We start from the raw sequence: 26,381 nt of genomic DNA on the forward strand, positions 1-26,381 counted from the left end.
GCCCAGGCGGTGCGAGCCGGCGCGGCCTCCCTGTACCCTAGTCCTCTTCACCTGCTGCCGGGCCCTCGACGGAATGACCACCCCCTTGCCCAAGTACCGCGCGCCCGCCCTGGACAAGGGGCTGGACATCCTGGAGTTGCTGGCGCGCGACGGGCGGCCGATGAGCATGGGCGAGATCTCGCAGGGCATCGGCCGTTCGCGCGGCGAGATCTTCCGCATGCTGCAGGTGCTGGAAGAGCGCGGCTACCTGACCCGCACTGCGGGCGAGGGGGGCTACACGCTGACCAACCGCCTGTTCATGCTCGGCATGCAGCAGCCGCGGGTGCAGAACGTCACCGAGGTGGCGCTGCCGGTGATGCGCGCGCTGGCCGACGCGATTCGCCAGCCCTGCCACCTGGTGGCGCCGTCGGACGACCAGATCGTGGTCATCGCGCAGATGGACGTGCCCAGCGACCTCGGCCTGGTGGTGCGCCCCGGCCACCGTCGCCCGTTCGCGCATTCCACTTCCGGCCTGGTGCTGTTCGCGTTCCAGCCGGCCGACGCGCAGGCGCAATTGCTGCAGCGCCTGGACGCCAGCGAGGTGGCCTACGACCGCGCCGCGTTCCTGGCCGCGGCGCAGGAAGTGCACGCGCTGGGCTACAGCATCCACCCCAGCGAGGCAGTGGTCGGGGTGATCGACCTCACCGCGCCGATCCTGCAGCACGGCGTCGCCCGCTACACCCTGACCGTGCCCTTCATCGAACGCCGCCCGCAACCGATCGACGCGCAGGCGGCGATGCGCGCGGTGTGCGATGCCGCGGCGCAGATCAGTGCGGCGTTGGCGTAGGTGCCGTGATCCTGGCGAGTCCGGGGCTGGGATGCGATGGCGGCGTGCAAGAAGCGAGTGGAGCGCGTAAGCCCGGCGATCGCGATCCGTGGCATGCTCAACGCTCGGTGGCGGTGCTGGGGGGCACGGTCCATGCGTTGGCATAGCAGCCGTGTTTGCGTCGGTTCGAGGCTAGCCATTCATTCAAGCCGAACCCGCGTCGTGGTGCGGTTAACTCAGGTGCTAGGCGGCATATGAACATTGCACGCGCATTGTGTTCGACTTGGGTCGCGCTCGCCGCGCTTTCGGCGAATGCTGCGCCGGTGGTCAGAATCGATGGGAGTTCACCGGATCGCTTCGAGCGCTCGCATGCCGAGCTCGTCGCGTCTCTTTCTCCGCAACAGCGGCTGCGGCTCAGCCTCGCGGAGATCGTCTATCTCGAATCAAGGCAGTGCTTGGGCAGGCGTCAGGCGCATGCCGATTCCTTCGTGGAGCATCAGCTTGGCGGGCAGGTAGATCTCGCACCCTGTCGAAAGGCGTTGCACGGTCTGGGCTACCGGGAAATCATGGAGCGCAGCTATCCTCCAGGCGGCGGTCCTGGTCCAGAGGCTGTGCCGCCTAACAGCGCTGCCAAGTCGAAGCCGCTTCGCGGCGCTGGCCAATTCTGGCGTTAGGGCACACACATGATTCTTTCGCTCTTGATGCAGATGGCGACTGGTACGCCACCTATGCCGCCGCCGGCTGTCCGCGGGTTCTGCACCCCGGTTCAGCCGGAGCTTGCCAAATTTCAGGTTGATGAGGACTACCACGTGATCGGCCAGCAGCGTCGCACCGGAAAGCTCTACTCCGGCACCCTGCGCGTACAGCGGGTTGGAAGCCACTACCAGTTGGTCAGAGTTGTCGGCGGCAAGAGCGTGCGCGGTGTGGCTACGCCGGTGGCATGCGGGCCAGACGAAGTCCATCTGTTGCAGATCCGCTACGCGAACGAGCCAGCGTTCAACTGTAAAATGAGCGTGAACTATGACAACTATTCGGTGGCTAGCTGCGGTCCTGCCGGCCGAGACGGCTGGGCGGTCACCGGCTTGGAAGCGTGGTATCCCAACGGTACGCCCTAATCATTCGTCCAAGACGATGCCGTTTCGCTATGTGCCTCAACTCGGGTGATAGGCAGCAATGGCAGATAAATTGGAAGTTCAACGGCGCAAGCAACTCCGCAGGGCAGCGGAAGCCAAGCAGCGCGAATCCGAGGAGAGCAGCCTTCCTGTTCCCAGAGAGACACTTTGGGCGCTATTCGACTACTTGGACATGTCGCTTGCAGTCGGTTGCGACCATTCCTTGCGGCTGACGGAACAGTTCCTTGCGTCCCGCGAGATTCGGCCGGAGTTGCTGGTGGCCTGGCTTGGAGAGTACGGCGGCTTCTGCGACTGCGAAGTGCTGTCCAATGTAGAGGAGCGCTGGGGCAGGCAGTGATGTGGTTGCTGTCTGACGGTTCCTTCGAGCCGACGCCGCCTCGCGGCTCGGCTTAACTCAGGTGTTATGCAGCACGGAGAGAACGAGGCTATCGTGGACTACAAGAAAAAAATTCACGCGCACATCCAAGCGGCTGCCGATGAGCTCCTCGCCTTTGTGCGCAGCTGTGAGGCGGACTACGTCGAACGATGGGTTCCCACGGTTCACGTCAAAGACGCCCTGGAGCTCAACTTTGTCGCCACGCCGCAGCAAGGACGGCAGTACGGCCCGAAGGGCTGGCTGTTCGCCATCCTCGCCAGGGTGCTCGAAGATCAAGGCGTGCTTGAACACAAGAAGGTTGGCAAACGTTCCTACTGCAGATCAAGGGCTGCTGCCTAACAATCGATCCAGGCCGGCGCCACTTCGTGGCGCGTCTTAACGCAGGGTAGGCCGCCTGACCCGTCTGCGACGTACAGCGCTCGGGAGGCCTCACTGACGTACCGCCACCGGTGCGTCGACCACGCGCAGCATCCCCCGTGCCGCTGTTCTCGCGCTGCGCGCGCCGAGCACGCGGCAAGGTCAGCGAATGCCTGCGTCTGCGCTGCATGCCCACATATGCGCCACATCGCTGGAATGCGCGCCCACGGTGCACGTGACTCGATCCCCAGCCTGATCACGCAGTCGCTGCGCGTGCGCGCAAAGCGTTGACCTGTGCGCCACCGCTGCGCAGCCTGCAGGGAACACGGCGACATGGACACACGGCATGGCACGGCGGTTTCCCTGGAGTTGGTTGGCGGTGCTGGCGGCATGCGCGTTGGTGCTGGTGCTGGCCTGGCAGAACCGCGGTCTGCGCGAGGAACGGCGCTGGTTCGTCACCCGCACCACCGAGCCGTATTTGGGCATGTATGTGCCGCGCATCGCCGCTACCACCTTGGACGGTGCGCCGCTGACGCTGGGTGAGCCGGCGGCCGAGCGACAGGTCCTGTTCTTCTTCACCACCACCTGCCCGTACTGCAAGCGCTCGGCGCCGCAGATGGTGCAGGCCGCGCAGCGTCTGGCCGCGCAGCAGCCCGACGTGCAGGTGCTGGGCGTGTGCCAGTGCAGCCCCGCGCAGGCGCAGCGCTACGCCGCCGAGCACGGCTTCACGTTTCCGGTGACCACGTTGACCGACCGCCGCGCACTGATGCTGTTCCGCGCGCGCAACGTGCCGACGCTGCTGGCGCTGGACCACGAAGGACGCGTGCGCTACGCACGCGTCGGCGTTTTCGAGACCACGGAGCGGATGCAGGACCTGATGGCCGCAGTGCGTCGCACGGATGCGCCGCCGGCCTTGGCAACCATCGAGGAGTAAGCCATGAAACAGCGTTGGACAGCGTTACGCAACGGGATGCTTGCGGCCGTGTTCCTGGCCAGCATGGGCTTCGGCGCGGTGCAGGCGACCGCCGGCGACGGCATCGAGAAGGAGGCGGCCTGCAGTGCCTGGGCCTGCCAGCAGGAGTGCGCGCCGTTCGGCGGTGAGCTGGGGCCGGGCGGGCCCGGAAAGCCGCTGGTCTGCTACTGCTGCGGCTGAGCCGTGTCCGGAGCCGGTCGCACCAGGCCGGCTCCGGCATCGGGGGGCGCGATGGCGGCGATCAGGGATCGCAGTGAGCATCTGCCGCGGTGCGACTCCGTCATCACTCCGCCAACCTGCAAGTCGCTTCCGGTACGCGCGAGTGCGCCCTGCATCCTGGCCAGCCGCCGCCGATTCACGCAGGTTTGCGCGCTGGCTGGGCATGGTGGAACGCAGACCAACCAGGAGCGTTCCATGACCTCACCTCTTCATCCCGTCCGCCTGACCCTGCTTGCCGCGCTCACCGCCGTGGCGCTGAGCGGCTGCGGCAAGCCCGGCGACCAGGCCTCGCGCACCGCACCGGCCACCTCGCCGGAGCCCACCGCCGCGCCGGTGGGTGGCGAAAGCGGACGCGCACCGATCGGCGGCGACGCCTCGGCCAAGGCGATGCTGCAGGTGCTGGAGGGCAACGTGGTGGCGCTGTCCAAGCAGGCGCTGTCGCGCAACGTCAGCAAGACCGTGGCCGACTTCGCTCGCGAGACCATCGCTGTGCATCACGACGCGGACCCGGCCACGGCCGGCAAGGGCGGCCCCGGCGATGCGGAGAAGATCGACGCGCAGGTGGCCAAGGGCCGCGCGCAACTGCAGGCGCTGGGCGATGAGAAGGACGACTCCGCCTACATGAACGCCTACGCGGCGGCCGTGGTGCGGCAGTACTCCGACGCGCTGTCGGTGATCGATGCCGAGCTGGTGCCGGCGGCCAAGGAAGACGCCACCCGCCAGGAACTGCAGCAGGCGCGCAAGCGCATCGCCGAGCAACTGGAGCGCGCGCAGGCGCTGGCCTCGGCCCGCTACTGAGCACATAGCCCCTCTCCCGTTTGGCCGACAGGGTGTGGTCTGCGCGCCACTGGCGCGCGCACCTGGAGCGCCTGCGCCGCAAGCGCGGGCCGGGGCGCGGAGCGGGGTTGGGGGTACGGCGCGGAGCGACGCGCAGAATTGGTGTGTACGAGGCTGGGAACGCGGCGTCCTCTCGCATCGGCGACACGCCCTAGCCGTCGGCGGCGACCGCGCGCGACGCCGGCCGCTCCTCGCGTCCATCCGGATGTCGCGCGAAGCGGGTCGGGTCGCTGCCGTGCACCGGCGCCTCGTCCCGCCATGGCCAGCCGCCGAACTGGGTGCGGCGATAGTCGGCCATGGCCTGGGCGATCTCGGCCGGCGTGTTCATCACGAACGGACCGTGTTGCGCCACCGGTTCGGCGATCGGTCGGCCTTGCAGCACCAGGAATTCGCTCGCCTCGCCGTCGCCATTGACCAACTCGACCGCCTGATCGGCGCGCAGCTCGATCGCCGCATGGCGGGTCACCGGGCGCCCGCCCACCGTCACCGCTGCGCCCTTGAAGAAATACAGGCCGCGGCGCGTGCCGCGGCCTTGCGCGGCGGGCAGGATCCAGCGTGCGCCGGGTGCCATGCGGATCGTCCAGATGGCCACATCGGCATCGTCCTGCGCGGCCCACGAATCCGGTGGCGGCGCGAGCGGGCCGCCGGCGCTGCCGGGCGCGGCGTCGACCGGGCCGATGCGGCCGGCCACGCAGGCCACCTCGGTGGTGCGGCCGGCATCGTTGGTGGCGGTGAAGCGCGGCAGGTCTTCCGACCAGAACATGGTGAAGTGCGGCGCAGCCAGCTTGTTGCGCGCCGGCAGGTTGAGCCAGATCTGGAACAGCTCCAGCGGGTTGGGTGCCGCCGTGTCCAGCAGCGGGAACATCTCCGAATGGACGATGCCCGCGCCGGCCGTCACCCACTGCACGTCGCCGGCGCCGAAGCGCGCCGCCGCACCGAGCGAGTCGGCATGGTCGATCAGGCCCTTGCGCACGATGGTCACGGTCTCGAAGCCACGGTGCGGATGGCCGGGAAAGCCGGGAATCTCCTCGCCGTGATACATGCTCCAGCCGTCCTTGCGGCTGAAGTCCTGGCCGATGGCGCGGCCGTGCAGGGACGCCGCCGGCCCCATCGCGCCGTTGCCGGCGGGGTAGGCATCGTCGTGGTAGACGCAGAACAGGAACGGGTCGATCGTGTCCCAAGGGAAGCCAAGCGGCTTGATCTGGACGATGGGGTCGGTCATGGAGAGATCCTTCATGCGAACGCCGCGCAAGATTGGATGCGGCAACTTTCACGATATGGGGCGATGCCAACGGAACGGAAGGCCGGTCCGAGAGACATCCTGTCCCGCACGGGAAACGCTGGGATGCGCCGCCGCCGCGTCCATGGCCATGGCGCAGGCGCGGTGACCGGCCGCGTTGCATGCGCCGATCGCGCGAATCCGGCAGTCAGCGGTGAACTGAATGCTTGCCGGGGCGCAACCGCTCCGCTACGCCCGCAGGACCCGTGCGTCATCGGACTGTCATCGCCGAGGACCAGCATCGCAGCCTTTCCGAATCCGCCGGCCGCCGATGGCGCCGGCATTGCGAGTGGCTGGTGCGTTCCGAACCCCTGCCGGCGTTGTCGCGGCTGTTCCTGCAATGGCGGCCGTCGCTGAGCCGCTATTTCCGCAAGCGTCGCGCCGCGGCCTGGGATGCCGACGACCTGTTGCAGGAAGTGTGGCTGCGGCTGCAGCGCAGCGAGGCGCATGCGCCGGAGATCGCCAATCCCGAAGCCTACCTGTTCACCATCGCCGCCAACCTGATGCGCGAGCACGCGCTGCTGCACCAGCGCAACAGCCAGCGCGACACCTGCCTGGACGATGTGCTGGAGCGGCTGGCGGTGCCCTGCGAGGCCGATGCACAGGTGCACCGCGCGCAGCGCCGGCAGCGCCTGGCCGAGCTGATGGCGCGGCTGCCGCCGAAGTGTCGCGCGGCGATGACGCTGCGCTACCGCGACGAACTGGGCTACCAGGAAATCGCCGAGCAACTGCAGATCTCCAGCCACATGGTCAAGAAATACATCATCAAGGGCCTGGCGGTGTGCCGGCAGGGCATGGCGCGCTATGCGTGAGGATCCGCAGCGCGTCGCCGAGGCGGCCGCGGACTGGTACCTGGCGCAGCGCGAGACCGCGTTGCCGCCGGCGCGGCAGGCCGAGTTCCTGGCCTGGCTGCGGCACTCGCCGGCGCACGTGGCCGCCTATTTCGACATCGCGCGGATGCACGCCGACCTGCCGTCCGCGGCGCAGGCGCAGCAGGCCAGCAGTGCGCAGCTGCGCGCGCATGCCTTGCGCAGCGGGGCGGTGGTGGTGCCGCTGCGCCCGGATGTGGACACGCCGACGTCGGTGCCCCACCCGCGTCGTGTCCTGCCACGGCGCAGGCGCTGGCCGCTGGCGGCCGCCGCCGTGCTCGCGCTGGCCGCCGCGGGTGTGGCGCTGCGCCTGAGCGCGCCGGAGCAGGTGCTGGCGACGGTGTACGCAGCGCCAGCGGACGCGCCGCGCAGCGTCGCGCTGGACGACGGCAGCGTGGTGCAACTGGAGCGCGGTGGCGCGATCGCCGTGCGCTACGGCACGCAGCGTCGCGACATCGCCCTGCTGCGCGGCAAGGCGGTGTTCGATCTCGGCCACGATCCGGCGCGGCCGCTGCGGGTCAGCGTTGGCGCGCTGGTGCTGCGCGATGTCGGCACCGTGTTCGGGGTCGACCCGCAGGCCGGTGGTGCACGCGTCACCGTGCTGCAGGGGCGGGTGCAGGTGTCGCGCGATACCCCGGCGTGGTGGCACCGAGGCGACCTGCCGTCGGAGGGGACGACGCTGGCTGACCTGGGCCGCGGCCAGCAGGCGCGGCTGGATGCGCAGGGCCGCGTGCTGGCGCGGCGCGACCACGCCGACATCGCCGACGCCACCGCCTGGCTGCCGGCGCAGGTCGGCGTGCACGATCGCAGCCTGGGCGAAGTGGCGCGCCTGTTCAACGCCTACACCACGCAGCCGCTGCGCATCGCCGACCCGGCGCTGGCGGCGCGGCGGGTCAGCGGCGTGTTCCACCTGCGCGATCCGGAGGCCTTCGTCGCCTATCTCGGCAGCCTGCCTGACGTGCAGGTGCAGCGCGATGCGCACGCGGTGACCATCCGCCACGCACCGGCACCGCTGTAAGAAAAAATTCATGCAATCGACGGTAGCCGCACGGCGCACCGGGGCACTCCTAGGAAGCATGGCCGTCGCGCAGCACGCGCGGGCCCGCCCTTCCTCCCCTCCGGTGTGATCGTCATGCGCAAGCCTCTCGTCGTCTCCATCGCCCTGCTGTTGGGCTGCACGTCTTCGCTGCCGGCCTGGTCGGCGCCCGCCGCCACGGCCCAAGCCATCGCGCCCATGCCGCTGGCGCAGGCGCTGGACCAGTTCGCGCGCAGCAGCGGGCTGCAACTGATGTACGACCCGGCGCTGGCCGAAGGCCTGCGCAGCAGCGGTGCCCCGGCCGGCCTGGCGCCGCCGCAGCAGTTGCATGCGCTGCTCGCCGGCACCGGCCTGGACTACCGCATGCTGACCCCGGGCTCGGTCGCCATCGTGCGCAGCAGCGTCGCCGCCGCGCCGGTCGCCGCCCCACGGGCGCCGCGCAGCGCCGCCCCGGCGCATGCCGAGACCGATGGGGAACACGACGGTCCGCGCGAACTGGCGCCGATCAACGTCACCGCCAACAGCGTCGACACACTGGCGCCCAGCGCCGCGCCGCTGGAGGCGAGCCAGCCGACCTCGGTGATCGACGAGCGCTTCATCCGCGACGGCCTGCGCCTGAATTCCAACTACGACGACATCATCAAGTACGCGCCCAGCGTGGTCACCACCTCGCCGGAAGGCCCGGGCCTTGGCAAGAACGAGGGCATCAGCATCCGCGGCTTCCAGGACGGCCAGTTCAACATCACCTTCGACGGCATTCCCTTCGGCGATGCCAGCGACCTGCACCACACCACCTCGGCCTACTTCAACAACCACGTGCTCGGCCAGGCCGAGATCGACCGCGGCCCCGGCGGCGGCGCCACCATCGGCAACGCCACCTTCGGCGGCACCCTGGCGCTGCGCACGCGCAATCCCAGCCAGGTGGACGGCGTGACCGTGTACGGCACCGGCGGCAGTTGGAACACCTGGGCCGGCGGCGTCAGCGCCGACGAGCACATCGGCAACACGCGTCTGTTCGCGGATCTGTCCAAGGAAGCCAGCGATACCTACCTCAAGGGCACCGACGACCGCCGCGAGCATGCCTTCCTCAAGACCGTCACCGATCTGGGCGAGGCGACCACGCTGACCTTCGTCAGCAGCTACAACCAGGAGCACCAGAACACCGTGCAGGGCGCCACCCGCGCGCAGATCGCGCAGCATGGCTGGCGCTATGGCCTGGGCAACGATCCGACCCTGCAGAACTACACCGGCTACAACGCCGCGGCCTACTACTCCAGCTTCACCTACCTGGGCCTGAGCACGCGCCTGGGCGCGTGGGACCTGGACAACAAGGTCTACTACAACAGCTTCGACCACACCGCTTCCAAGACCAGCATCCCCACCAGCGAGAGCGCTGCCGACAACGGCGTGACCTTCTACAGCGCGACTGGCAAGAAGCTGTCCAAGGCCGCCAAGGACGTGCCGGGCAAGCTCTCGGACAACGACTTTCGCGCCTTCGGCGACGTGCTGCGTCTGGCGCGGGACCTCGGTCCGGGCCAGCTGCAGACCGGCGTATGGGTGGAGCGCAACCTGGACGAGCGCCAGCAGTTGCCGGTGGACATGACGACCGGCGCGGCCAGCGGCACCAAGTACGGCCCACTGTACAACTACAACCTGCACGACCGCACCGACACCCTGCAGCCGTACCTGCAGTACGACTGGAAGCTCAGCGACAGCCTGACCCTCAGCCCGGGCCTGCGCTACGCGCGGGTGCAGCGCCAGCTCGATGCCGAACTCAACAAGAGCACCCCGCCGGCGCCAGCACACAGCGACGCCAGCTACGACGCCACGCTGCCGTCGCTGAGCCTGCACCAGACCTTCAACGAGCACTGGAGCGGCTACGTGCAGGCCGCGCGCGGCTTCCTGGCGCCGCCGATCGACGTGATCGAACTCAACGGCGCCCGTGGCCTGCGTCCGGAGCTGACCAGCAACTACCAGCTCGGCACCAGCTACGCCGCGCGTGGCCTGACCTTCGGCGCCGACGTCTACTACATCGACTTCAGCAACTACATCAGCCAGACCCTGATCAACACCGACAGCGGCACCGAGAGCGCCTTCGTCAACGGCGGCGGTGCGGTGTACCGCGGCGCCGAGGCCGAGGCCACCTACGCGCTGACGCCGATCCTGAGCCTGTACGCCAACGCCAGCTACAACGACGCCACCTACAAGCACAGCAGCACCCAGGTCGCCGGCACGCCGCGAGTAACCGCCGCCCTGGGCCTGCTGTACAACAGCGGCACCGGCTATTTCGGTTCGCTGATGGAGAAGGTGGTGGGCGCGCAGTACGGCGTGGACAACAGCACCGCGGCCAACGGCACCACCGTGTTCGGCAACGACCAGCGCCTGGGCGGCTACGCCAGCCTGGATGCGGCGCTGGGCTACCGCAGCACGCACGGGCCGTACGGGTTGAAGGGCTACTCGATCAGCATGGACGTCAACAACCTGCTGAACCGGCATGCGCTGATCGGCTACGCCGGCACCCGTTCCTCCGACAACCAGCCGCTGTATTTCGGCCTGGCCGGACGTGGCGTGTTCCTCGACCTGTCGCTGAAGTTCTGAGGCCGGCCATGTTCGCTTCCCGATTCGCACGCGTGCGCAGCGGATGGCGCCTGGCCGCGGTGTTTTGCGTCGCCAGCGCCGCCTGGCCGGCGGCGGCATCGCCCAAGGCGCCTACCGCACCGGATGCGGCGCAGGTGCGCCTGACGATCGTGGTGATGCGCCATGGCGTGCGCGCACCGACGCAATCGCCAGACGACCTGGCCAGGTACGCCACGCAACCCTGGCCGCAATGGCCGGTGGCACCCGGCCAGCTCACCGCGCACGGCGCCGCCGGCATGCAGGCGCTGGGTGCGCGCTACCGGCAGCGCTGGCTGTCCATGTCGGCGCTGGCGCCGGACTGCGCCGGATCCGGCGCGGTGGTGATCGCCGACAGCACGCCGCGCAACCACGACAGCGCGGCCGCCTTCACCGAGGGACTGCTGCCGGGATGCCAGGCGCACTACCTGGCGTTGCCGACGACGCAGAACAATCCGCTGTTCCATTTCGGCAAGGACGAGGACAAGGACGACGATGCGCCCGCGTCGCCGCCGCACCTGGACGCGGCGACACGCACGCGGTTGCGCGCGCTGCAGCGGGTGCTGTCCGGCTGCGCGGGGTCGACCTGCGCTGCGCAGGCTTCGCCGCACCTGGACGATCCGCAGCGGCTGCAGGATCCGGTGCAGGCGGCCAAGGTCTTGAAGACCGCCGGCAGCCTGGCCGAGAACCTGATGCTGGAGTACGCGCAGGACCTGCCGTTGCCGCAGGTGGCCTGGGGGCGCGCCGATGCCGTGGCGCTGCAGCGGCTGATCGGCCTGCACAACGCCTCCTTCGCCTACAGCAAGCGGGCGTTGCCGGCGGCGCGTGCCGGCGGCTCCAACCTGCTCGCGCATCTGCTGGCGACGCTGCAGGCCGCGGCCGGGCAGACCCCGGCGGTGGCGCCGCTGGCGCCTGCGGACACGCGCGCGCTGGTGCTGCTCGGCCACGACACGAACCTGGCGCATCTGGCCGGCCTGTTCGGCATCGATCCCATCGTGCGCGGCCAGCCGGACGCGTATCCGCCCGGCGGTGCGCTGCTGCTGGACCTGGTGCGGCAGGACGGCCACGACTTCCTGCAACTGCGCAGCGTGGTGCCGACCTTGCCGGCGCTGCGGGCCAACCGCTTCGACGGTCGCAGCCTGCGCGAGCGGCGCTGGCCGCTGCCCGGCTGCGGCGGCCGTCTGCGCTGCCCGCTGGCGATCGCCCTGCCGGCGCTGCAGGCGCGGCTGGATCCGCAGCGGGTCGAGGCTGCCGTGCCGGCGATGACCGAGTGGCCGGCGCAGGCGGCGCCAGTGGGCGAGTAGGCGCCGCCTACCTTGAGCGCTTGCGTGAGCGGAGCGTTACGCCTCGACACCGTTGGCGTTGGAAGTGACTGGCGGTCATCGTCACGCGCGTCGCGACTGAAGTCGCTCCCACAGGGGCGTGCGGCGAGCCCGCCGGGTGCACTGTGGGAGGGGCTTCAGTCCCGACTTCAGGAAGCGTGAGTGATGCAGACACGCCTTTCGCGCACTTCATCGCGAACATCGCCCGCCGTCACGAACCCCTCAGCGCGGAAGGTCGATCATCGCGGTTCCCCCACGCGCCTGCGCCTGCGTGCGCCGCGCTCTTTGCCAGGACCCCGCCATGTCCCCGACCCACGCCGCCGCGTTGCCCGACACCATGACCGCGATCGAGATCCGCCAGCCCGGTGCGCCCGAGGTGCTGGTGCCGGTGCGCGTGCCGCTGCCGCATCCCGGGCGCGGCGAACTGCTGGTGCGGGTGGCTGCGGCCGGCGTCAACCGGCCCGACGTGATGCAGCGCCAGGGCAGCTATCCGCCGCCGCCGGGCGCCTCGCCGCTGCCGGGGCTGGAGTTCGCCGGCGAGGTGGTCGGCCTGGGCGAGGGCGTGGAGCGCTACCGGTTGGGCGATCAGGTCTGCGCGCTGGTCGCCGGCGGCGGCTATGCCGAATACGCGGTGGTGCACGAGCGCAACGCCCTGCCGGTGCCGGCGGCGCTGAGCCTGACCGAGGCCGCGGCGGTGCCGGAAACCTTCTTCACCGTGTGGACCAACGTGTTCCAGCGCGGCCGCCTGCAGTCCGGCGAGACCCTGCTGGTGCACGGCGGTACCTCCGGCATCGGCAGCGTCGCCACGCTGCTCGGGCGGGCCTTCGGTGCGCGGGTGATCAGCACCGTGGGCTCGGCCGACAAGCGCGCGGCCAGCCTGGCGCTGGGCGCGGAGGCGGCCATCCTGTATCGCGAGGAGGACTTCGTCGCCGAGACCAAGCGCCTCACCGAGGGCCGCGGCGCCGACGTGATCGTGGACCTGATCGGCGGCGACTACCTGGCGCGCAACTACCAGGCCGCGGCGCTGGACGGGCGCATCGTGCAGATCGGCATCCAGCAGGGCAAGGTGCGCGAACTGGACCTGATGCCGCTGCTGGCCAAGCGGCTGACCCACACCGGCTCGACCCTGCGTCCGCGCTCGGTGATGGAAAAGGCGGCGATCGCGCGCGAACTGGAGCAGCAGGTGTGGCCGCTGCTGGCGCAGGGCCGGATCAAGCCGCAGGTGGACCGCTGCTTCCCGCTGCAGGAGGCGGCGCAGGCGCATGCGTTGATGGAATCCAGCGCGCATATCGGCAAGATCGTGCTGACGACGGACGCGCGGTGAACCGGGTATCGGTCGTGGCGACCCGTCTGCCGTCGTAGGAGCGGCGCGCTTCGGTCGCGACAGGCAGCCGGCGCAGGCACCGGCGCGCCCACACGGCACGCGTGCCCGCGCCCGCCGCTGGCCCGGTTCAAGCACTGCGCCGTATAGTGCGCCGCACGCGCGGTGGTCCGCGCTTGCCCGTGCCGGTCCCTGCGTGCGCCTGCTGCCCCGTTCCGCGTCGTCCTCTTTCCTGTTGCGTTACGCCCTGCTGCTGTTGTGGCTGTGCGCGGCGGTGGCGTCGGCCCAGCCGCAGGACGCCGCCGACGCGCCGCCGGACCCGCAGACCCTGCTGGACAACGCCGCAAAGTCGCTGAAGGACGCGCGCGGCAAGGAAGTGGATGCCGGCAACCAGGCCGCCTTCCAGGACCTGGTCACGCAGGTCTCGGACGCCTCCAACGATGCGCAGACCGCGGTCGACGCCCTGGCGCCGCAGCTGGCCCAGGTGGAGGCACGCCTGCAGCAGCTCGGCCCCGCCGCCACCGGCGACTCCCCCGACATCGCCGCGCAGCGCAAGGCGCTGACCAAGCAGCGCGACAGCCTGGACTCGGGGGTCAAGCGCGGCAAGCTGATGGTGGTGGAGGCGCGGCAGCTGGCCGACGAGATCGAACGCGCGCGCGCCGAGCATTTCAGCCAGGAGCTGTCGCTGCGTTCGCCGTCGCCGCTGTCGCCGGCGCTGTGGAAGCAGATCGCCGCCGATTTCCCCGACGACCAGGCCAAGCTGCTGGCGCTGTACACGCTCGGCATGCAGTCGCTGCAGGACGCGATCGCCGAGCATGGCAGCGGCGCGCTTGGCGTCGGCATCGCCATCGCGCTGATCCTGCTGTTCCCGCTGCGCTACCTGCTGCGCTGGCTGGGCAAGCGCTATGCGGTGTCGCGCGCGCCGGGCAGCCGCCTGCGCCGGTCGGGTCTGGCGATCTGGTTCCTGCTGCTGGGCACGTTGACCCCGGGCCTGGCCGCACTGGCCCTGGCCGAGGCGCTGCGCAGCATCGATGCGGTGCCGGAGCGCCTGGACGCAGTGCTCAACGGCTTCGTGGTGGTCAGCTTCGCCGCGGCCTTCATGGGCTCGCTCGGCGCCAGCGTGCTGCTGCCGAACCAGCCGAGCTGGCGGCTGTTCCCGATCGACGACGCCACCGCGCGACGCCTGCGCAAGTACACCTGGGCCACCGCGGCGCTGGCCTGGCTCAGCAGCATGCTGCTGGTGATCAACCAGGCCGCGCGCACCAGCGACTCGGCCACCGTCGCCGCCGACGGGGTGATCGCGCTGGTCTACGGCGTGCTGATCCTGGCCACCCTGACCAGCCTGTCGCGGCTGCGCCGGCGCCAGTACGCCGAAGCGGCGGCGCAGGCCCTGGCCAATGCGCAACCGCCGCCGCCCGGGCAGCACGGCGGTGCGCTGGCGTTGATCGGCGTGCTGGTCAAGGTCGCGGTGGTGGTGGCGCTGCTGGCGGCGCTGCTGGGCTATCTGCACCTGGGCCTGTTCATCACCCGGCAGATCATCTGGATCACCATGATCGTCGGCGCGATCCGCCTGCTGATGACCTTCGCAGACGACTTCGCGTTGTGGCTGTTCGCCAGCGAAGGCCGCATCGGCCGCGCCGCCAATGGCGCGTTCGGGGTGCGCTCGAGCAGCCTGGAGCAGGCCGGGGTGCTGACCTCGGCACTGATACGGGTGGTGCTGTTGCTGATCGGTGTCGGCGCGCTGTTGATGCCGTTCGGCACCAACGTCTCGATCGTCTCGGACTGGTTCTCGCTGCTGTCCGATGGCATCCGCCTCAGCGACAAGGTGGTGCTGTATCCGGGCGCGATCGCCCGCGCGGTGCTGGTGCTGCTGCTCGGCCTGGGCGTCATGCAGTACCTGCATCGCTGGCTGACCCAGACCTACCTGCCCAAGACCGAACTGGACGACGGCTCGCGCAACTCGATCAGCACGGTGGCGCGCTATGTCGGCATCATCCTGGCGGCGTTGTGGGCGCTGGCCGCGCTGGGCATCGGCCTGGAGCGGATCGCGCTGGTGGTCAGCGCGCTGTCGGTCGGTATCGGCTTCGGCCTGCAGTCGATCACCCAGAACTTCGTGTCCGGCCTGATCCTGCTCGCCGAGCGCCCGGTCAAGATCGGCGACTGGATCAAGATCGGCGACCAGGAAGGCGATGTGCGCCGGATCAGCGTGCGCGCCACCGAGATCCAGGTCGGCGACCGCTCCACCCTGATCGTCCCCAACTCCGAACTGATCACCAAGACCCTGCGCAACATGACCCTGGCCGGGCCGCTGGGCCGGGTGCAGATCCAGTTCGCGGTCTCGCTGGGCACCGACGTGACCAAGCTGCGCGCGTTGCTGCTGGAGCTGTACGCGGCACACCCGGGCGTGCTGGACGACCCGGCGCCGTCGGTGTTCATCGACTCCATCGCCAACGGCCACGTCACCCTCAACAGCTTCGCCTACGTGGCCTCGCCGCGGCTGACCTACGGCACCCGCAGCGAACTGTTCTTCGCCCTGCTGCAGCGCCTGGCCGAGGAGGGCATCGCCCTGGAGTCGCCGCAGGAAGTGAAGCTTTTACGCGATCCGCGGGAGTAGCCGGATCGGGGAGTGGTGGAGCGCGAAGCGGCTTCGGCCGCCAGCTGTCGGCGCCGCAGGTCGCAGCTGAAGCCGCTCCTGCGATTCCCCATTCCCGATTCCCCACTCCCAGCTTCTAGCGCCTCCCGCGTTCCTCGCGCGCGCGGATGCGTCGGTCGAACAGCACGGCGCTGACCACGATGCCCAGGCCCAGAATCACGCCGAGCAGGAACAGCACCATCGCGATCGCGGGGTAGCCGAACAGCTTGCTGCCGGTGTCGATGCGCATCATCTGCGTGGAGGCCAGGATCAGCGCGGCGGTGACGATGCCGGCGGCGACGCGGTTGGCGATCTTCTGCAGGCTCTCCATCAGCCGCGATTCCTCCAGCCCGGCCACGCGCACCTGCAGGCGGTTCTCCGCGGCCAGGGTGAGGATGTCAGAGAGCCGGCGCGGGCCTTCGCGCAGCAGCGCCTGCAGTTCCATCGCCTCGCTGGCCAGGTTGGCCGCCGACAGCGATTTCTTCAGGCGCGCGCGCATCACGTGCTGCAACTGGTCCTCGACCACCACGCGCGTGTCCAGGTGCGGCGACAGCGCGCGGCACACCGCTTCCAGGTTGAGCAGGGTCTTGCCGAGTAGGCTCAGCTCCGGCGGCGTGCGCAGGCCGTAGGCGGTGGCGATGCGCACCAGGTCCAGCACCACCCGGCCTTCGGACATGGCGTCGTGCGCCGCGTAGCGGGCGATCATCTGCCCGGTCTCGCGCTGGTAGCGCTCCTCGTCGAAGTCCTCCAGGCGCGTGCTCAGCGCGATGGTTTCCTCGGCTACTTCCTCGCCGCGGCCATCGACCGCGGCGAACAGCAGCTTGAGCAGGCGCTCGCGCAGCTTCGGCGGCACGTGCGCGACCATGCCCAGGTCGAAGATCGCCAGGCGCCCGTCGGCGAGCACGCGCAGGTTGCCCGGATGCGGATCGGCGTGGATCTCGCCGTGCACGAACATCTGGTCCAGGTAGCCGCGCACCAGCGCCGCGGCCAGGTCGTCCATCGGCTGCTCGGTGCGGCGCAGCCCGGAGATCTTGTCCACGCGCACGCCTTCGGCCAGCTGCATGGTCAGCACGCGGCGGCTGCTCAGGTCCCACACCGGCTGCGGCACCCACAGCTGCGGGAACGGGCGCAGGTGCTCGCCGAAGCGCGCCAGGTTCTCGGCCTCGGCCTCGTAGTTCAGTTCGGCCAGCAGCGCCTTGCCGAACTCGGCCAGCCAGTCGGCGAAGCGGATGCGCCGGCCCAGCCCGGTCAGCTTGTCGGCGGCGCTGGCGAAGCTGCGCAGCACCTCCAGGTCCGCGCGCACCTGCGCGGCGACCTCTGGCTTCTGCACCTTGATCGCCACGGGGGTGCCGTCGCGCAGCGCGGCGCGGTGCACCTGCGCCAGCGAGGCGCTGCCCAGCGGGGTGTCGTCGAAGGCGGAGAAGGCCTTGTTGATGCCGACGCCCAGCTCGGCCTCGACGATCTCGCGGATGCGTTCGCTCGGAATCGGCGTGGTGTTCTCCTGCATCCGCTCCAGGGCGGTGGCGAACTCCGGCGGTACCACGTCCGGGCGCGTGGACAGCATCTGCCCGAGCTTGACGAAGGTCGGCCCGAGCGCCTCCAGGTCGGTGACGAACTGTTCGGGCGTGCCTTCCGGCGGCAGCTCGTGCTCGCCCTGGGCGGTCTCCATGTCCATGCCGGAAAACACCCCGGAACTGCGGTAGCGCAGCAGCAGGCGCAGGATCTGGGTACGGCGGCTGAGGCCGCCGATCACGTGCGGGGTGGCCGCAGCGTCGGGCGTCGCGCTCAAGGTGGGCTCCGGGCAAGGATAGGCGCGATCGAGTGTGGCGACGGCCGGGTCGTCGCGTGGTGAATCCCGCTGCGCGTCGTGGATCGCAGGTGCTCGGGCGTGGTGCCGGCGGCAAGGTCGGCGACGGCGCTGTCGGCCAGCCCGGCGGCGGCCGTTGCTGGGACGACGCACCCACGGCGTATCCTGCCCCGCAACGAGAGCCAGAGAACGGCGCGCAGTGCAGCAGGGTGAGTGGCGATGGCGGTGAGCGGGCAGGGATGCAACGGACGGTCGTGGTGCGTCGACCGATGAGGTGGCGTCGGCTCGCGCTGCTGGCGGCTGGGGTGGTCGTGGTGCTGCTCGTGGCGGCCTGGCTGGGCGAGGACGGCGGCGGCATCGCCACCGAGGCGCGCACGGCGCTGCGGGCGCTGGCACGCGCGCTGTTCTGACGCGCCAAGGTCCGCTGGCCTCTGGCCGGCCGCCACGGCCGGCCTTACCCTTGGCTTTCGCTGCCTGCTGCCAGGAACGCCACCATGTCCTTCATCGTCTCGCATGCCGTTGGCCATGCCCGTGTGCTGTCGGCGCGTGCACGCCTGGCCTTGCTGCTTGTGCTGTTGTCGTCGACCGCGACCGCCGCGACGCAGACCCATCGGTATGCCGGCGACGACTTCGACGCCAAGGCCTTCGCCGCCAGCACGCACCGCCGTTACGACTTGCAGGACTTCTCCGATCGCTACCGCGCCACCTTGGAGATCGAGGACAGCGGCGAGGTGTTCCGTCCCGGCATCGTGCGCGTGTTCGCCCGCGGCAACGCCACGCCGCTGCTCGAGGTGGCCTCGCCGGAGCTGGTGGTGGACACCGATGCGAAGAGCGGCAAGGTCAAGGCCAACGTGCACGAACTGCCGTACGGCGAGCAGAGCGTGCTGATCTACGACGATTTCAATTTCGACGGGATCAAGGATCTGGCGGTGATGGACGGCCAGAACAGCTGCTATCACGGCCCGTCCTACCAGGTGTACCTGGGCACCGCCGACGGCTTCGAGGCCGATGCGGACTTCACCGAGCTGGCGCAGAGCAATTGCGGCCTGTTCGAGGTGGATGCGCAGGCGCGCGAACTCCACACCATGACCAAGGACGGCTGCTGCTGGCACCAGTTCGCGACATACTCGATCCGCGATGGCGCGCCACTGCTGGAGAGCGAAACGGTCGAGGACGCGCGCGGCGACGGGCCGGGACTGGCGCAGGAGACGGTGTACCGCGACCGTGCCGGCAAGCGCGTGGCCGACATGCACTACTTGTGGGATGAGGAAGGCGAGACGGCGGTGGGTCAGCGCAAGATCCTGCTCGAGTTCCGCCTGGCGCCGGCCGGCAAGCGCATCGTGGTGTTCGCCAATGTCGGCGACGGCGCAAGCGGCGCGCCGTACTACGCGGCGCTTGGCGCGCAGCAGCGGGTGGACCTGCTGTATCCGGACGCGCAGGGCGAGGCGATGGACTACGACGCCGACCGCCATCTGCTCAGCTTCGCGCGTGGCGACACCACCTACCGCATCGTCGGCAACGCGCAGGGCGTGCCGCAGCGCATGGAGGTGGTGGTGCGCGGCAAGACCCAGCCGCTGGCGCTGCAGTCCGGTTCGGTGCATGGCTCGCTGCAGGCGGTGGCGCAGGTGCTGGACGCGGCGTCGGCGGAGTAGGGGGGCGACGGGGCGTTGCTCCGAAGCAACTGGCGATTTTGGCTTGCGCGCGTCGGGACTGAAGTCCCTCCCACAGTGCGCTCGGACAGCTCGCCGCAAGCCTTGTACGAGCGGCTTCAGCCGCGACGGGCATTCCCGAACACGCCTGCCGCCCCGATTGACCCATACCTGCCTCGAACCGCATCGGCCGACCCGACCGGCCGCTTCACCGCCACGCTGCGAACGCCCGCGCCACCGCTTCGGCGCCGGGATCGATCACGTCACGTAAGGCGTCCGCCGGCACCGCGGCGGCACGGCCGGCGCCGGCGCGGATGAGCTGGGCGGTGGCATCGGCGCCTGCGCGGGCGGCGCGCGCGGCGGCCTCCACGTCGGCGTCTTGCGCCAGGGCGTCCAGTGCCGGCAGCAGCGCATCGAGCAGGGTGCGGTCGCCGCGTTGCGCGCCGCCGTAGTGCTGCATCCGCGCCACGCCGGCCTGCAGCGCCTGCACCCAGTCGCGGCCGTCCGCCAGCGCACCGGCAGCGGTGGTGAACAGGATCGACAGCAGCACGCCGCTGGAGCCGCCCATGCTGTGTTCGATCGTCGCCGCCAGGCCGCGCGCCAGTGCGGCGGCGTCGCCGGTGGCCAGCGCATCGGTGTCCAGCGCCTGCTGCAGGGCGCGCGCGCCGGCGGCGAAGGTGCTGCCGGCGTCGCCATCGCCGCTGCGCGCGTCCAGCGCGTCCAGCTCGGCCTGCGCGGCGATCAGGGCTTGCGCCACCCGGCCCAGGGCCGCTGCGCACTGCGCATCGCGCGCGCCATCGCGGTGGCTGTCGTCGCGCTTCAGTGCCGGCGCATAGGTCTGCACTGCATGCGGCACACGCACGCCGGGCCAGCCCAGGGTCTGCACCGGTGCCTGCAGTGCGGCCAGCACGTCGGCGTCGGCCGGGGCGAGGGTGATCGAGAAGCCGTGCATGTCCATCGAGGTCATCAGCGCTGCCGGCACCGGCATCAGCGCGACTCGCGCGACACCGATGCGCTGCAGCGCCAGCCGCGTCAGCACGCCCAGTTCCTGCGTGGAGCAGCCGCCGAGATCGTTGAGCATCAGCACCAGCGGCGCGTCGGCGCCAAGGCGGGCATCGGCCTGCGCCAGCAGCGGGTCCAGCACCAGCGCCAGCGCCTCTTCCACCGTGCCCGGCTGCACCGGCCGCGCGCCCGGCTCGTTGTGGATGCCCAGCCCCAGTTCCGGCGCGCGGCGGCCGACCTGCTGGCCGGGTACGCTGCAACTGGACAGCGCCATGCCCAGCGACAGCAGGCGGTCGGCGAAGGCCTGGCCGCGCTGCGCCAGTTCGGCCAGCGGCACACCCTCGCGCGCCAGGTGGCCCACGTACTTGTGCACCAGCACCGTGCCGGCGATGCCGCGCGGCTGCGCCGCGTCGGGCAGGGCGATGTCGTCGGCGACCAGCACGCTGGCCACGTCGATGCCCTCGGCGCGGGCGCGCTCGGCGGCCAGGCCGAAGTTGAGCCGGTCGCCGGTGTAGTTCTTGATCACCAGCAGTACGCCGGGCGCATCGGCGCAGGCGCGGATCGCCGCCAGCACCGCTTCCACGCCGGGCGAGGCGAACAGGTCGCCGGCGATGGCGCCGCTGAGCATGCCCGGGCCGACGAAGCCGGCATGCGCCGGCTCGTGCCCGGCGCCGCCGCCGGACAGCACCGCGACCTGGCGCGGATCGCGCTCGGCCTGCAGCACGATGCGGGTGCCGCTGCCGGTTTCCGACAGCCGCAGTGGTTGCAGCATGGCCGCGGCTGCGAGGACGTCGTCGACGATGGCGCGGGGGGCGGTGAGGAACTGGTCCATGCGGGTGTCCTGTGCAGGCCGTGCGGCGGTGTGGCGCACGATAGCCGGGCCGGCGTTACGCGCGGTTGAGGCCGGCCTGCTCACGCACCTGGTCGGCGGAATCGGCGAGAATCGCCGCTCATCCCGAATGGAATCCCCGCATGGCCGGCGCCAGCCTGTTCACCCTGCTCGACGACATCGCCACCCTGCTCGACGACGTGTCGTTGTTGACCAAGGTCGCGGCCAAGAAGACCGCCGGCGTGCTCGGCGACGACCTGGCGCTGAACGCGCAGCAGGTGACCGGGGTCAACGCCGACCGCGAACTGCCGGTGGTGTGGGCGGTGGCCAAGGGCTCGCTGCTCAACAAGGCGATCCTGGTGCCGGCGGCGCTGGCGATCAGCGCCTGGCTGCCATGGGCGATCACCCCGCTGATGATGATCGGCGGCGCGTTCCTGTGCTTCGAGGGCGTGGAGAAGCTGGCGCACCGCTTCCTGCATTCGAAGGAAGAGGATGCGGCACGTCACGCGCAACAGGTCCAGGCGCTGGCCGACCAGCAGGTGGACGTGGTGGCGCTGGAGAAGGACAAGGTCAAGGGCGCGATCCGCACCGACTTCATCCTCTCGGCGGAGATCATCGTGCTGTCGCTGGGCGTGGTCGCCGGCGTGCCGTTCGTGCAGCAGGTCGCGGTGCTGGTGGCGATCGCGGTGGCGATGACCGCCGGCGTGTACGGGTTGGTCGCTGGCATCGTCAAGCTCGACGACCTGGGCCTGTACCTGAGCCGCAAGGGCGCCGCCGCCGCGACGATCGGCCGCGGCATCCTGTGGCTGGCACCGTGGCTGATGCGCACGCTGTCGATCGCCGGCACCGCGGCGATGTTCCTGGTCGGCGGTGGCATCCTGGTGCACAGCATCGGCCCGCTGCACCATGCCATCGAGGGCATTGCCCCAACCGGCGGGCTGGGCAGCCTGGTGCTTGCGCTGGGCAACGCCTTGGTGGGAATCGTGGCCGGCGCCTTGGTGCTGGCGGTAGTGTTGGGCATCAAGAAGGTGCGGGAATAGGGATTCGGGATTGGAGATTCAGTATTCGCAACAGCGCCGCACACGCCCGCTTTTGCGAATCCCCAATCCCGACTCCCGAATCCCGCGCCGGCCACGCCGGCGCCAGCTAATCGGCCGACACCACCCGGTTCTTTCCGGCCTTCTTGGCCTCGTACAGCGCACGGTCGGCGCGGCGGATCAGCGCGTCCTGCGCTTCGCCGGGTTGGCGCAGGGCGACGCCGGCGCTGAAGCTGACGAACACGCGCTGGTCTTCGTGCACCACCGCGCGCTGCGCCAGCGCGCGCTGCACGCGGGTCACCGCCGCACTGGCCTCGAAGATCGTGCAGTCCGGCATCAGCAGCACGAACTCCTCGCCACCGAAGCGGGCGATGGCATCGCTGGCGCGCAAGGTGGTGCGCGCCACTTCCACCACGTGGCGCAGCGCGCTGTCGCCGCCGGGGTGGCCGTAGGTCTCGTTGAGCTTGCGGAAATCGTCCAGGTCCAGCATCGCCACGCACAGTGGCTGCGCGCTGCGCTCGGTGCGCACCAGTTCGCGCACGAACAGGTCGTCCAGGCCGCGGCGATTGAGCGCGCCGGTGAGCTGGTCGACCCGCACCAGACCGCTGACGTCCTGCAGTTCCTGCTCCAGGCGCAGGATGCGCTGCTCCGCCGCCTCCACCTCCTGGCGAGCGGCGATCAGGTGATCGCGCGCGCGCAGCGCCTGCTCCTGCACGTGGCTGGTGTCCTGCAGCACTTCCTGCAGCAGGCGGTTGAGGTCGGCGATGCTGCGCGCGTCGCGGATGGTCTGCGAGTAGTCGGCGATGCGGTCGTGGAATTCGCCGGTGCTGGCGGCCATGCCGTCCAGGTCCGCGACGAAGCTCAGCATCAGCTCCTTCATCGCCTCCTTGGACTCGGCGATGCCCTGCTTCAGCAGGCCCTGCTTGTAGATCACCTCGCGCAGGCTGCCGCGCGCCTCCTCGATCGAGTAGCGGTCCAGCGGCCCGGCGATCAGGTCGCGCACCACCGCGATCTGGCCCTGCAGCCAGCTGGTGTCGTCGAGCAGTTCGCCCACGTTCTCCAGCAGCAGGTCGAACAGGCTCAGCAACAGCGCCTGCTGCTCCTGGCCGTCGTTGGCGCGCAACGCGATCTGGTGGCACAGCTCGCGCACCTGTTGCGCCACCGGTTCCAGTGGTTGCCCGGGGCGCCACTGGCGCAGCGCCTCGCCGCTGGCCTCGGCCTCGCCGGCGAGCTCGGGCAGGGTGTGCAGCAGCGCCGCCAGCGCGCCGGCCACGGTCTGCCGCAGCAGGTCGCGCAGGCGCTCGCTGTCGCTGGGCCCGGCCAGCGGATCTTCGACGTCGATGGTGCGGATGTACTTGTCGATCAGCTGGCGCAGTGCGCGGCCGTAGCTGGGCCAGTCGCCGCTGCTCGCCGCCGACTGCAGGCGCCGGCCCATGTCGCCCAACTCGCCGTGCAGCGAGGCCATGCCGTCAGCGAAGGCGCCGAGCAGGCCTTGCGGCTCGTGCGCCTGCTGGAACAGGCGGATCAGCGCGGCGGTGGCGGCAGCCGGATCGGTCGCCGCCTCCGCGGGCGGCGCCGCGTGGCCGTGCTTGTGCCCATGGCCGTGGCCCTGCGCGCGCGCCGGCAGCCCCGCGGCCGTCGTCGGCGCGGGATCGCGCCGACGTGGCGACAGCAGCTTGCGCAGTCCGCTGATCGGCGGCTCGTCGCGTTGATCCGACATGCCAGCCGGCTCCTCCCCAGGTCAATGCGCCGCCCATAGTGGCGCTCAGGATCTGGATATCGGCGCCGGCGGCGCGCGCTTGAGCGGGCGGGCGGTGGGTCTATGAAGAGGATTCCATGGCGGTCGTACCTTCACCCCCGGCCCCTTGCTTCCTTCTCCCACCGGGAGAAGGTGCCCCGAAGGGGCGGATGAGGGTTGGGGCGCTATGGACGTGTCTGGGGGAAGAGGTTCCCTGGCCGTCGCACCCTCACCCCCAGCCCCTCTCCCGGAGGGAGAGGGGAGCTTCTGCCAAGGCGCTGTGCAGAACGCGCACGACGCTGGCACTCTGGCGGCCGCGCCTGGTGCCGGCGCGCACACTTCCACGGAGACTGAGCATGGCCGATCCCCGCGAACCGCTGCTGCATCCCGTTCCGATCCTGTCCCTGCGTCCCACGCAGATGACCGTGGGCATGCGCGAGGTGAAGGAGAAGCGCAAGCGCTGGCGCGCGCACGCGTCCAAGCACAAGCAGGCCGAACTGCTCGGCACGCACATGATCCCGGTGGTGCTGGGACCGGACGGCCGCTATTACGTGGTCGATCACCACCACCTGGCGCGGGCGCTGCACGACGAAGGGGTGGAGGACATCCTGGTCACGGTGATCGCCGACCTCAGCATGGTCGACAAGGCCGCGCTGTGGAGCGTGCTGGATCATCGCCGCTGGGCCTATCCCTACGACGCCAAGGGCGAGCGCCGCCCGTTCAAGGACATGCCCACGTCGATCGCGGACCTGAAGGACGATCCCTACCGCAGCCTCGCCGGCGAGGTCCGGCGCGCCGGCGGCTACGCCAAGGACACCACGCCGTTCAGCGAATTCCTGTGGGCCGACCTGTTCCGCCGCCGGCTGCGGCGCCGCGACGTCAAGGAGGATTTCGCCCGTTCCATGGAGACCGCGCTCGCGCTCGCCAAGAGCAAGGAGGCGAGCTACTTGCCGGGCTGGTGCGGGCCGCTGTCCGACGACTGATCCGGCGTGGCGTCATGCGCCGGCCTGCCGCCCAGGAGTGCGTGCAGGGCGCGTTCGACGCGGCCGCCGAACAGCAGGATGACGAAGGCGATGGCCAGCGACACGGCCACGATCTGCCACTGGCCGGCGCCGCACATGATGCCGACGCAGGCGGTGAGCCAGACGCAGGCGGCGCTGGTCAGGCCGTGGACCCGCACGTGCTTCTCGACGTGGTAGATCACACCGGCACCGAGGAAGCCGATGCCGGTCAGGATGCCCTGGATGACGCGGCTGCCGGCATCGGTGAAGCCGCCCTTGCCGAGCGGGTCGGCCAGCAGCACCACCATCGCGGTGGCCAGGCCGACCAGGCCCAGCGTGCGGATGCCGATCGGCTTGCCGTGCAGGTCGCGGTTCAACCCGATCGCCGCGCCGGCGAGGGCGGCGATCCCCAGGCGTACGGCGATCTCGGACAGGTCGGTCAAGGCAGGTCTCCCGGTGGATGTGTCGCCGCAGGCGGCCGGCCCATCATAGGCAACCCGGCCGCGGGCGCCGCGTGCATGCCGTCGGCTGGCCTCAGAGCGCGGCGCGGACGTCGTCCAGGCTGGGCGGATTGGCGCCGGCGCGGGTGCAGTTGATCGCTGCGGCGGCCACGCAGAACTGCAGCAGGCGCTCCAGCGCGGCCGGCTCGCTGCCCAGCGCCGCCAACGCGGCCGGATCGGGCAACTGCTGCAGCAGCGCCGCCTGGAAGCTGTCGCCGGCGCCGACCGTATCGACCACCTGCACCACGCGGCCGGGCACACGCGCTTCGCTGTCGCCGCGCCAGGCCACCGCGCCGTCGCCGCCGAGGGTCATCACCACCAGCGACGGCCCCTGCTGCAGCCAGCTGCGGGCGATGGCGAACGGATCCTGCTGCGGATACAGCAGCTCGATGTCCTCCTGGCTGACCTTGACCACGTGCGCCAGCGCGATCCAGCGCGCCAGCCGCGCGCGCCACACCGCCATGTCCGGCTCCACCGTCGGCCGCACGTTCGGGTCCAGCGAGATCAGCCGCTGCCCGCGCTCGCGCTCGGCCAGTGCCTGGAAGGTGCTGGCGGTGGTCTCGGCGACCAGGGTGTAGGAACCGAAATGCAGGCCGCCGACGCGCGCGTCCAGCGCCGGCAGGTCGGCCTCGGTCAGCGCGCGATCGGCGCAGCCGGTGCCGTAGAAGGCGTAGTTGGGCACGCCGCCGGCGTCGAGCGCGACCATCACCAGGGTGGTGGCCTCGCGCTTGTCGATGCAGTAGTCCAGGGCCACGCCTTCGCCTTCGAGGGTGGCGCGCAGCTGGCGGCCGAGCGGGTCGGTGGACAGGCCGGTGAACAGCGCCGACGGCGCGCCCAGACGGGCCAGGCCGATGGCCACGTTGAACGGCGAACCGCCCTGGCGCGCGGTCATCCCGACCGAGGTGCCGGCGTAGCCGTCGATGAAGATGTCGTACAAGGCCTCTCCGCACACCACGAACATCGAACCGCTCCTCATAGGTTGCAGCGCGCCGGCCGGCGCGATGGGGCGGCTATTGTGGCGTACCTGCTGCGGCGCGGCGACCGTG

The 26,381-nt window shown here is 70.4% G+C and carries 24 protein-coding genes; 18 read left to right on the forward strand and 6 right to left on the reverse strand.

All coding sequences use genetic code 11. The features are described from left to right. Positions 1-73 precede the first annotated feature (73 nt). From RAB70_RS06215 to RAB70_RS06250, 8 genes are all read left to right on the forward strand, one after another. Positions 74-826, forward strand: coding sequence for an IclR family transcriptional regulator (locus tag RAB70_RS06215; RefSeq protein ID WP_017910861.1), 753 nt, complete (start codon positions 74-76; stop codon positions 824-826). A 233-nt stretch (positions 827-1,059) separates the two neighbouring features. Beyond that, positions 1,060-1,479 carry a hypothetical protein gene (locus RAB70_RS06220; protein WP_148828772.1) on the forward strand — a complete coding sequence of 140 codons (420 nt, stop codon included), beginning with the start codon at positions 1,060-1,062 and terminating at the stop codon, positions 1,477-1,479. Positions 1,480-1,488: 9 nt separating this feature from the next. Next, complete coding sequence (locus tag RAB70_RS06225; RefSeq protein ID WP_148828771.1) at positions 1,489-1,920, forward strand: hypothetical protein; 432 nt, start codon at positions 1,489-1,491, stop codon at positions 1,918-1,920. A 58-nt stretch (positions 1,921-1,978) separates the two neighbouring features. Next, positions 1,979-2,275, forward strand: a complete 297-nt coding sequence (locus RAB70_RS06230) for a DUF2695 domain-containing protein (RefSeq protein ID WP_017911548.1) — start codon at positions 1,979-1,981, stop codon at positions 2,273-2,275. A 93-nt stretch (positions 2,276-2,368) separates the two neighbouring features. Continuing rightward, positions 2,369-2,653, forward strand: coding sequence for a hypothetical protein (locus tag RAB70_RS06235; RefSeq protein ID WP_225851626.1), 285 nt, complete (start codon positions 2,369-2,371; stop codon positions 2,651-2,653). Positions 2,654-3,044: 391 nt separating this feature from the next. After that, on the forward strand, positions 3,045-3,605 hold the full coding sequence (locus RAB70_RS06240; protein WP_017911546.1) for a peroxiredoxin: 561 nt from the start codon (positions 3,045-3,047) through the stop codon (positions 3,603-3,605). Positions 3,606-3,608: 3 nt separating this feature from the next. Then, the gene (locus tag RAB70_RS06245) at positions 3,609-3,824 is read left to right on the forward strand and encodes a hypothetical protein (RefSeq protein WP_026143700.1); all 216 of its coding nucleotides are present in this window, start codon (positions 3,609-3,611) and stop codon (positions 3,822-3,824) included. 234 nt (positions 3,825-4,058) lie between these two features. Beyond that, positions 4,059-4,661 (forward strand): DUF4142 domain-containing protein, encoded by a 603-nt coding sequence (locus tag RAB70_RS06250; RefSeq protein WP_043094462.1) that lies wholly within the window; start codon positions 4,059-4,061, stop codon positions 4,659-4,661. 190 nt (positions 4,662-4,851) lie between these two features. Here the strand turns inward: RAB70_RS06250 and RAB70_RS06255 are convergent, their stop codons facing one another. Then, positions 4,852-5,922 (reverse strand): pirin family protein, encoded by a 1,071-nt coding sequence (locus RAB70_RS06255; protein ID WP_225851625.1) that lies wholly within the window; start codon positions 5,920-5,922, stop codon positions 4,852-4,854. 353 nt (positions 5,923-6,275) lie between these two features. Here RAB70_RS06255 and RAB70_RS06260 point away from each other — a divergent pair, with 353 nt between their 5' ends. The 6 genes from RAB70_RS06260 (at position 6,276) to RAB70_RS06285 (ending at position 15,754) form a co-directional block, all read left to right on the forward strand. Beyond that, positions 6,276-6,791, forward strand: a complete 516-nt coding sequence (locus RAB70_RS06260; RefSeq protein ID WP_026143698.1) for an RNA polymerase sigma factor — start codon at positions 6,276-6,278, stop codon at positions 6,789-6,791. Beyond that, a complete protein-coding gene (locus tag RAB70_RS06265) occupies positions 6,784-7,866 on the forward strand; it encodes a FecR domain-containing protein (RefSeq protein ID WP_148828768.1) in 1,083 nt (360 codons plus the stop codon). The genes RAB70_RS06260 and RAB70_RS06265 overlap by 8 nt, the downstream gene beginning before the upstream one ends. 114 nt (positions 7,867-7,980) lie before the next feature. Continuing rightward, on the forward strand, positions 7,981-10,482 hold the full coding sequence (locus RAB70_RS06270; RefSeq protein WP_148828767.1) for a TonB-dependent receptor: 2,502 nt from the start codon (positions 7,981-7,983) through the stop codon (positions 10,480-10,482). Between the two features lie 8 nt (positions 10,483-10,490). Then, positions 10,491-11,801, forward strand: coding sequence for a histidine-type phosphatase (locus RAB70_RS06275; protein WP_148828766.1), 1,311 nt, complete (start codon positions 10,491-10,493; stop codon positions 11,799-11,801). Positions 11,802-12,120: 319 nt separating this feature from the next. Further along, the gene (locus RAB70_RS06280; RefSeq protein WP_148828765.1) at positions 12,121-13,143 is read left to right on the forward strand and encodes an NAD(P)H-quinone oxidoreductase; all 1,023 of its coding nucleotides are present in this window, start codon (positions 12,121-12,123) and stop codon (positions 13,141-13,143) included. A gap of 232 nt (positions 13,144-13,375) precedes the next feature. Next, on the forward strand, positions 13,376-15,754 hold the full coding sequence (locus tag RAB70_RS06285; RefSeq protein WP_148828774.1) for a DUF3772 domain-containing protein: 2,379 nt from the start codon (positions 13,376-13,378) through the stop codon (positions 15,752-15,754). A 115-nt stretch (positions 15,755-15,869) separates the two neighbouring features. Here the strand turns inward: RAB70_RS06285 and RAB70_RS06290 are convergent, their stop codons facing one another. Then, the gene (locus tag RAB70_RS06290) at positions 15,870-17,561 is read right to left on the reverse strand and encodes an AarF/ABC1/UbiB kinase family protein (protein ID WP_017911885.1); all 1,692 of its coding nucleotides are present in this window, start codon (positions 17,559-17,561) and stop codon (positions 15,870-15,872) included. A 287-nt stretch (positions 17,562-17,848) separates the two neighbouring features. Between RAB70_RS06290 and RAB70_RS06295 the strand changes: the two genes are divergently transcribed. Continuing rightward, positions 17,849-17,989 (forward strand): hypothetical protein, encoded by a 141-nt coding sequence (locus RAB70_RS06295; RefSeq protein ID WP_017915346.1) that lies wholly within the window; start codon positions 17,849-17,851, stop codon positions 17,987-17,989. A gap of 84 nt (positions 17,990-18,073) precedes the next feature. Further along, positions 18,074-19,231, forward strand: coding sequence for an XAC2610-related protein (locus RAB70_RS06300; RefSeq protein ID WP_148828764.1), 1,158 nt, complete (start codon positions 18,074-18,076; stop codon positions 19,229-19,231). 205 nt (positions 19,232-19,436) lie between these two features. On the opposite strand, the gene RAB70_RS06305 is transcribed toward RAB70_RS06300, so the two are convergent. Further along, on the reverse strand, positions 19,437-21,062 hold the full coding sequence (locus RAB70_RS06305; RefSeq protein ID WP_148828763.1) for a dihydroxyacetone kinase subunit DhaK: 1,626 nt from the start codon (positions 21,060-21,062) through the stop codon (positions 19,437-19,439). 140 nt (positions 21,063-21,202) lie between these two features. Here RAB70_RS06305 and RAB70_RS06310 point away from each other — a divergent pair, with 140 nt between their 5' ends. Next, positions 21,203-22,099, forward strand: a complete 897-nt coding sequence (locus RAB70_RS06310) for a DUF808 domain-containing protein (RefSeq protein WP_148828762.1) — start codon at positions 21,203-21,205, stop codon at positions 22,097-22,099. 106 nt (positions 22,100-22,205) lie between these two features. On the opposite strand, the gene RAB70_RS06315 is transcribed toward RAB70_RS06310, so the two are convergent. Next, entirely contained in the window at positions 22,206-23,816 is a 1,611-nt protein-coding gene (locus tag RAB70_RS06315; RefSeq protein ID WP_148828761.1) for a GGDEF domain-containing protein, read from the reverse strand. Positions 23,817-24,190: 374 nt separating this feature from the next. On the opposite strand from RAB70_RS06315, the gene RAB70_RS06320 reads away from it, so the two are divergent. After that, positions 24,191-24,817: a ParB-like protein gene (locus RAB70_RS06320; RefSeq protein ID WP_148828760.1), complete on the forward strand. Its 627-nt coding sequence runs from the start codon at positions 24,191-24,193 to the stop codon at positions 24,815-24,817. Here the strand turns inward: RAB70_RS06320 and RAB70_RS06325 are convergent. Then, a complete protein-coding gene (locus RAB70_RS06325; protein ID WP_148828759.1) occupies positions 24,778-25,278 on the reverse strand; it encodes an MgtC/SapB family protein in 501 nt (166 codons plus the stop codon). The genes RAB70_RS06320 and RAB70_RS06325 overlap by 40 nt on opposite strands. Before the next feature lie 91 nt (positions 25,279-25,369). Then, positions 25,370-26,296: a carbohydrate kinase gene (locus tag RAB70_RS06330; RefSeq protein WP_148828758.1), complete on the reverse strand. Its 927-nt coding sequence runs from the start codon at positions 26,294-26,296 to the stop codon at positions 25,370-25,372. Positions 26,297-26,381 lie beyond the last annotated feature (85 nt).

Source organism: Xanthomonas sontii, from assembly GCF_040529055.1.
GTDB classification, from domain to species: Bacteria; Pseudomonadota; Gammaproteobacteria; order Xanthomonadales; family Xanthomonadaceae; genus Xanthomonas_A; species Xanthomonas_A sontii.

Coding starts and splice junctions, on each gene's coding strand:
- RAB70_RS06255 (WP_225851625.1), bottom strand. CDS start 5,922: ATGACCGACCCCATCGTCCAGATCAAGCCGCTTGGCTTCCCTTGGGAC.
- RAB70_RS06215 (WP_017910861.1), top strand. CDS start 74: ATGACCACCCCCTTGCCCAAGTACCGCGCGCCCGCCCTGGACAAGGGG.
- RAB70_RS06270 (WP_148828767.1), top strand. CDS start 7,981: ATGCGCAAGCCTCTCGTCGTCTCCATCGCCCTGCTGTTGGGCTGCACG.
- RAB70_RS06300 (WP_148828764.1), top strand. CDS start 18,074: ATGTCCTTCATCGTCTCGCATGCCGTTGGCCATGCCCGTGTGCTGTCG.
- RAB70_RS06320 (WP_148828760.1), top strand. CDS start 24,191: ATGGCCGATCCCCGCGAACCGCTGCTGCATCCCGTTCCGATCCTGTCC.
- RAB70_RS06305 (WP_148828763.1), bottom strand. CDS start 21,062: ATGGACCAGTTCCTCACCGCCCCCCGCGCCATCGTCGACGACGTCCTC.
- RAB70_RS06245 (WP_026143700.1), top strand. CDS start 3,609: ATGAAACAGCGTTGGACAGCGTTACGCAACGGGATGCTTGCGGCCGTG.
- RAB70_RS06250 (WP_043094462.1), top strand. CDS start 4,059: ATGACCTCACCTCTTCATCCCGTCCGCCTGACCCTGCTTGCCGCGCTC.
- RAB70_RS06225 (WP_148828771.1), top strand. CDS start 1,489: ATGATTCTTTCGCTCTTGATGCAGATGGCGACTGGTACGCCACCTATG.
- RAB70_RS06315 (WP_148828761.1), bottom strand. CDS start 23,816: ATGTCGGATCAACGCGACGAGCCGCCGATCAGCGGACTGCGCAAGCTG.
- RAB70_RS06220 (WP_148828772.1), top strand. CDS start 1,060: ATGAACATTGCACGCGCATTGTGTTCGACTTGGGTCGCGCTCGCCGCG.
- RAB70_RS06265 (WP_148828768.1), top strand. CDS start 6,784: ATGCGTGAGGATCCGCAGCGCGTCGCCGAGGCGGCCGCGGACTGGTAC.
- RAB70_RS06230 (WP_017911548.1), top strand. CDS start 1,979: ATGGCAGATAAATTGGAAGTTCAACGGCGCAAGCAACTCCGCAGGGCA.
- RAB70_RS06330 (WP_148828758.1), bottom strand. CDS start 26,296: ATGTTCGTGGTGTGCGGAGAGGCCTTGTACGACATCTTCATCGACGGC.
- RAB70_RS06275 (WP_148828766.1), top strand. CDS start 10,491: ATGTTCGCTTCCCGATTCGCACGCGTGCGCAGCGGATGGCGCCTGGCC.
- RAB70_RS06280 (WP_148828765.1), top strand. CDS start 12,121: ATGTCCCCGACCCACGCCGCCGCGTTGCCCGACACCATGACCGCGATC.
- RAB70_RS06310 (WP_148828762.1), top strand. CDS start 21,203: ATGGCCGGCGCCAGCCTGTTCACCCTGCTCGACGACATCGCCACCCTG.
- RAB70_RS06295 (WP_017915346.1), top strand. CDS start 17,849: ATGAGGTGGCGTCGGCTCGCGCTGCTGGCGGCTGGGGTGGTCGTGGTG.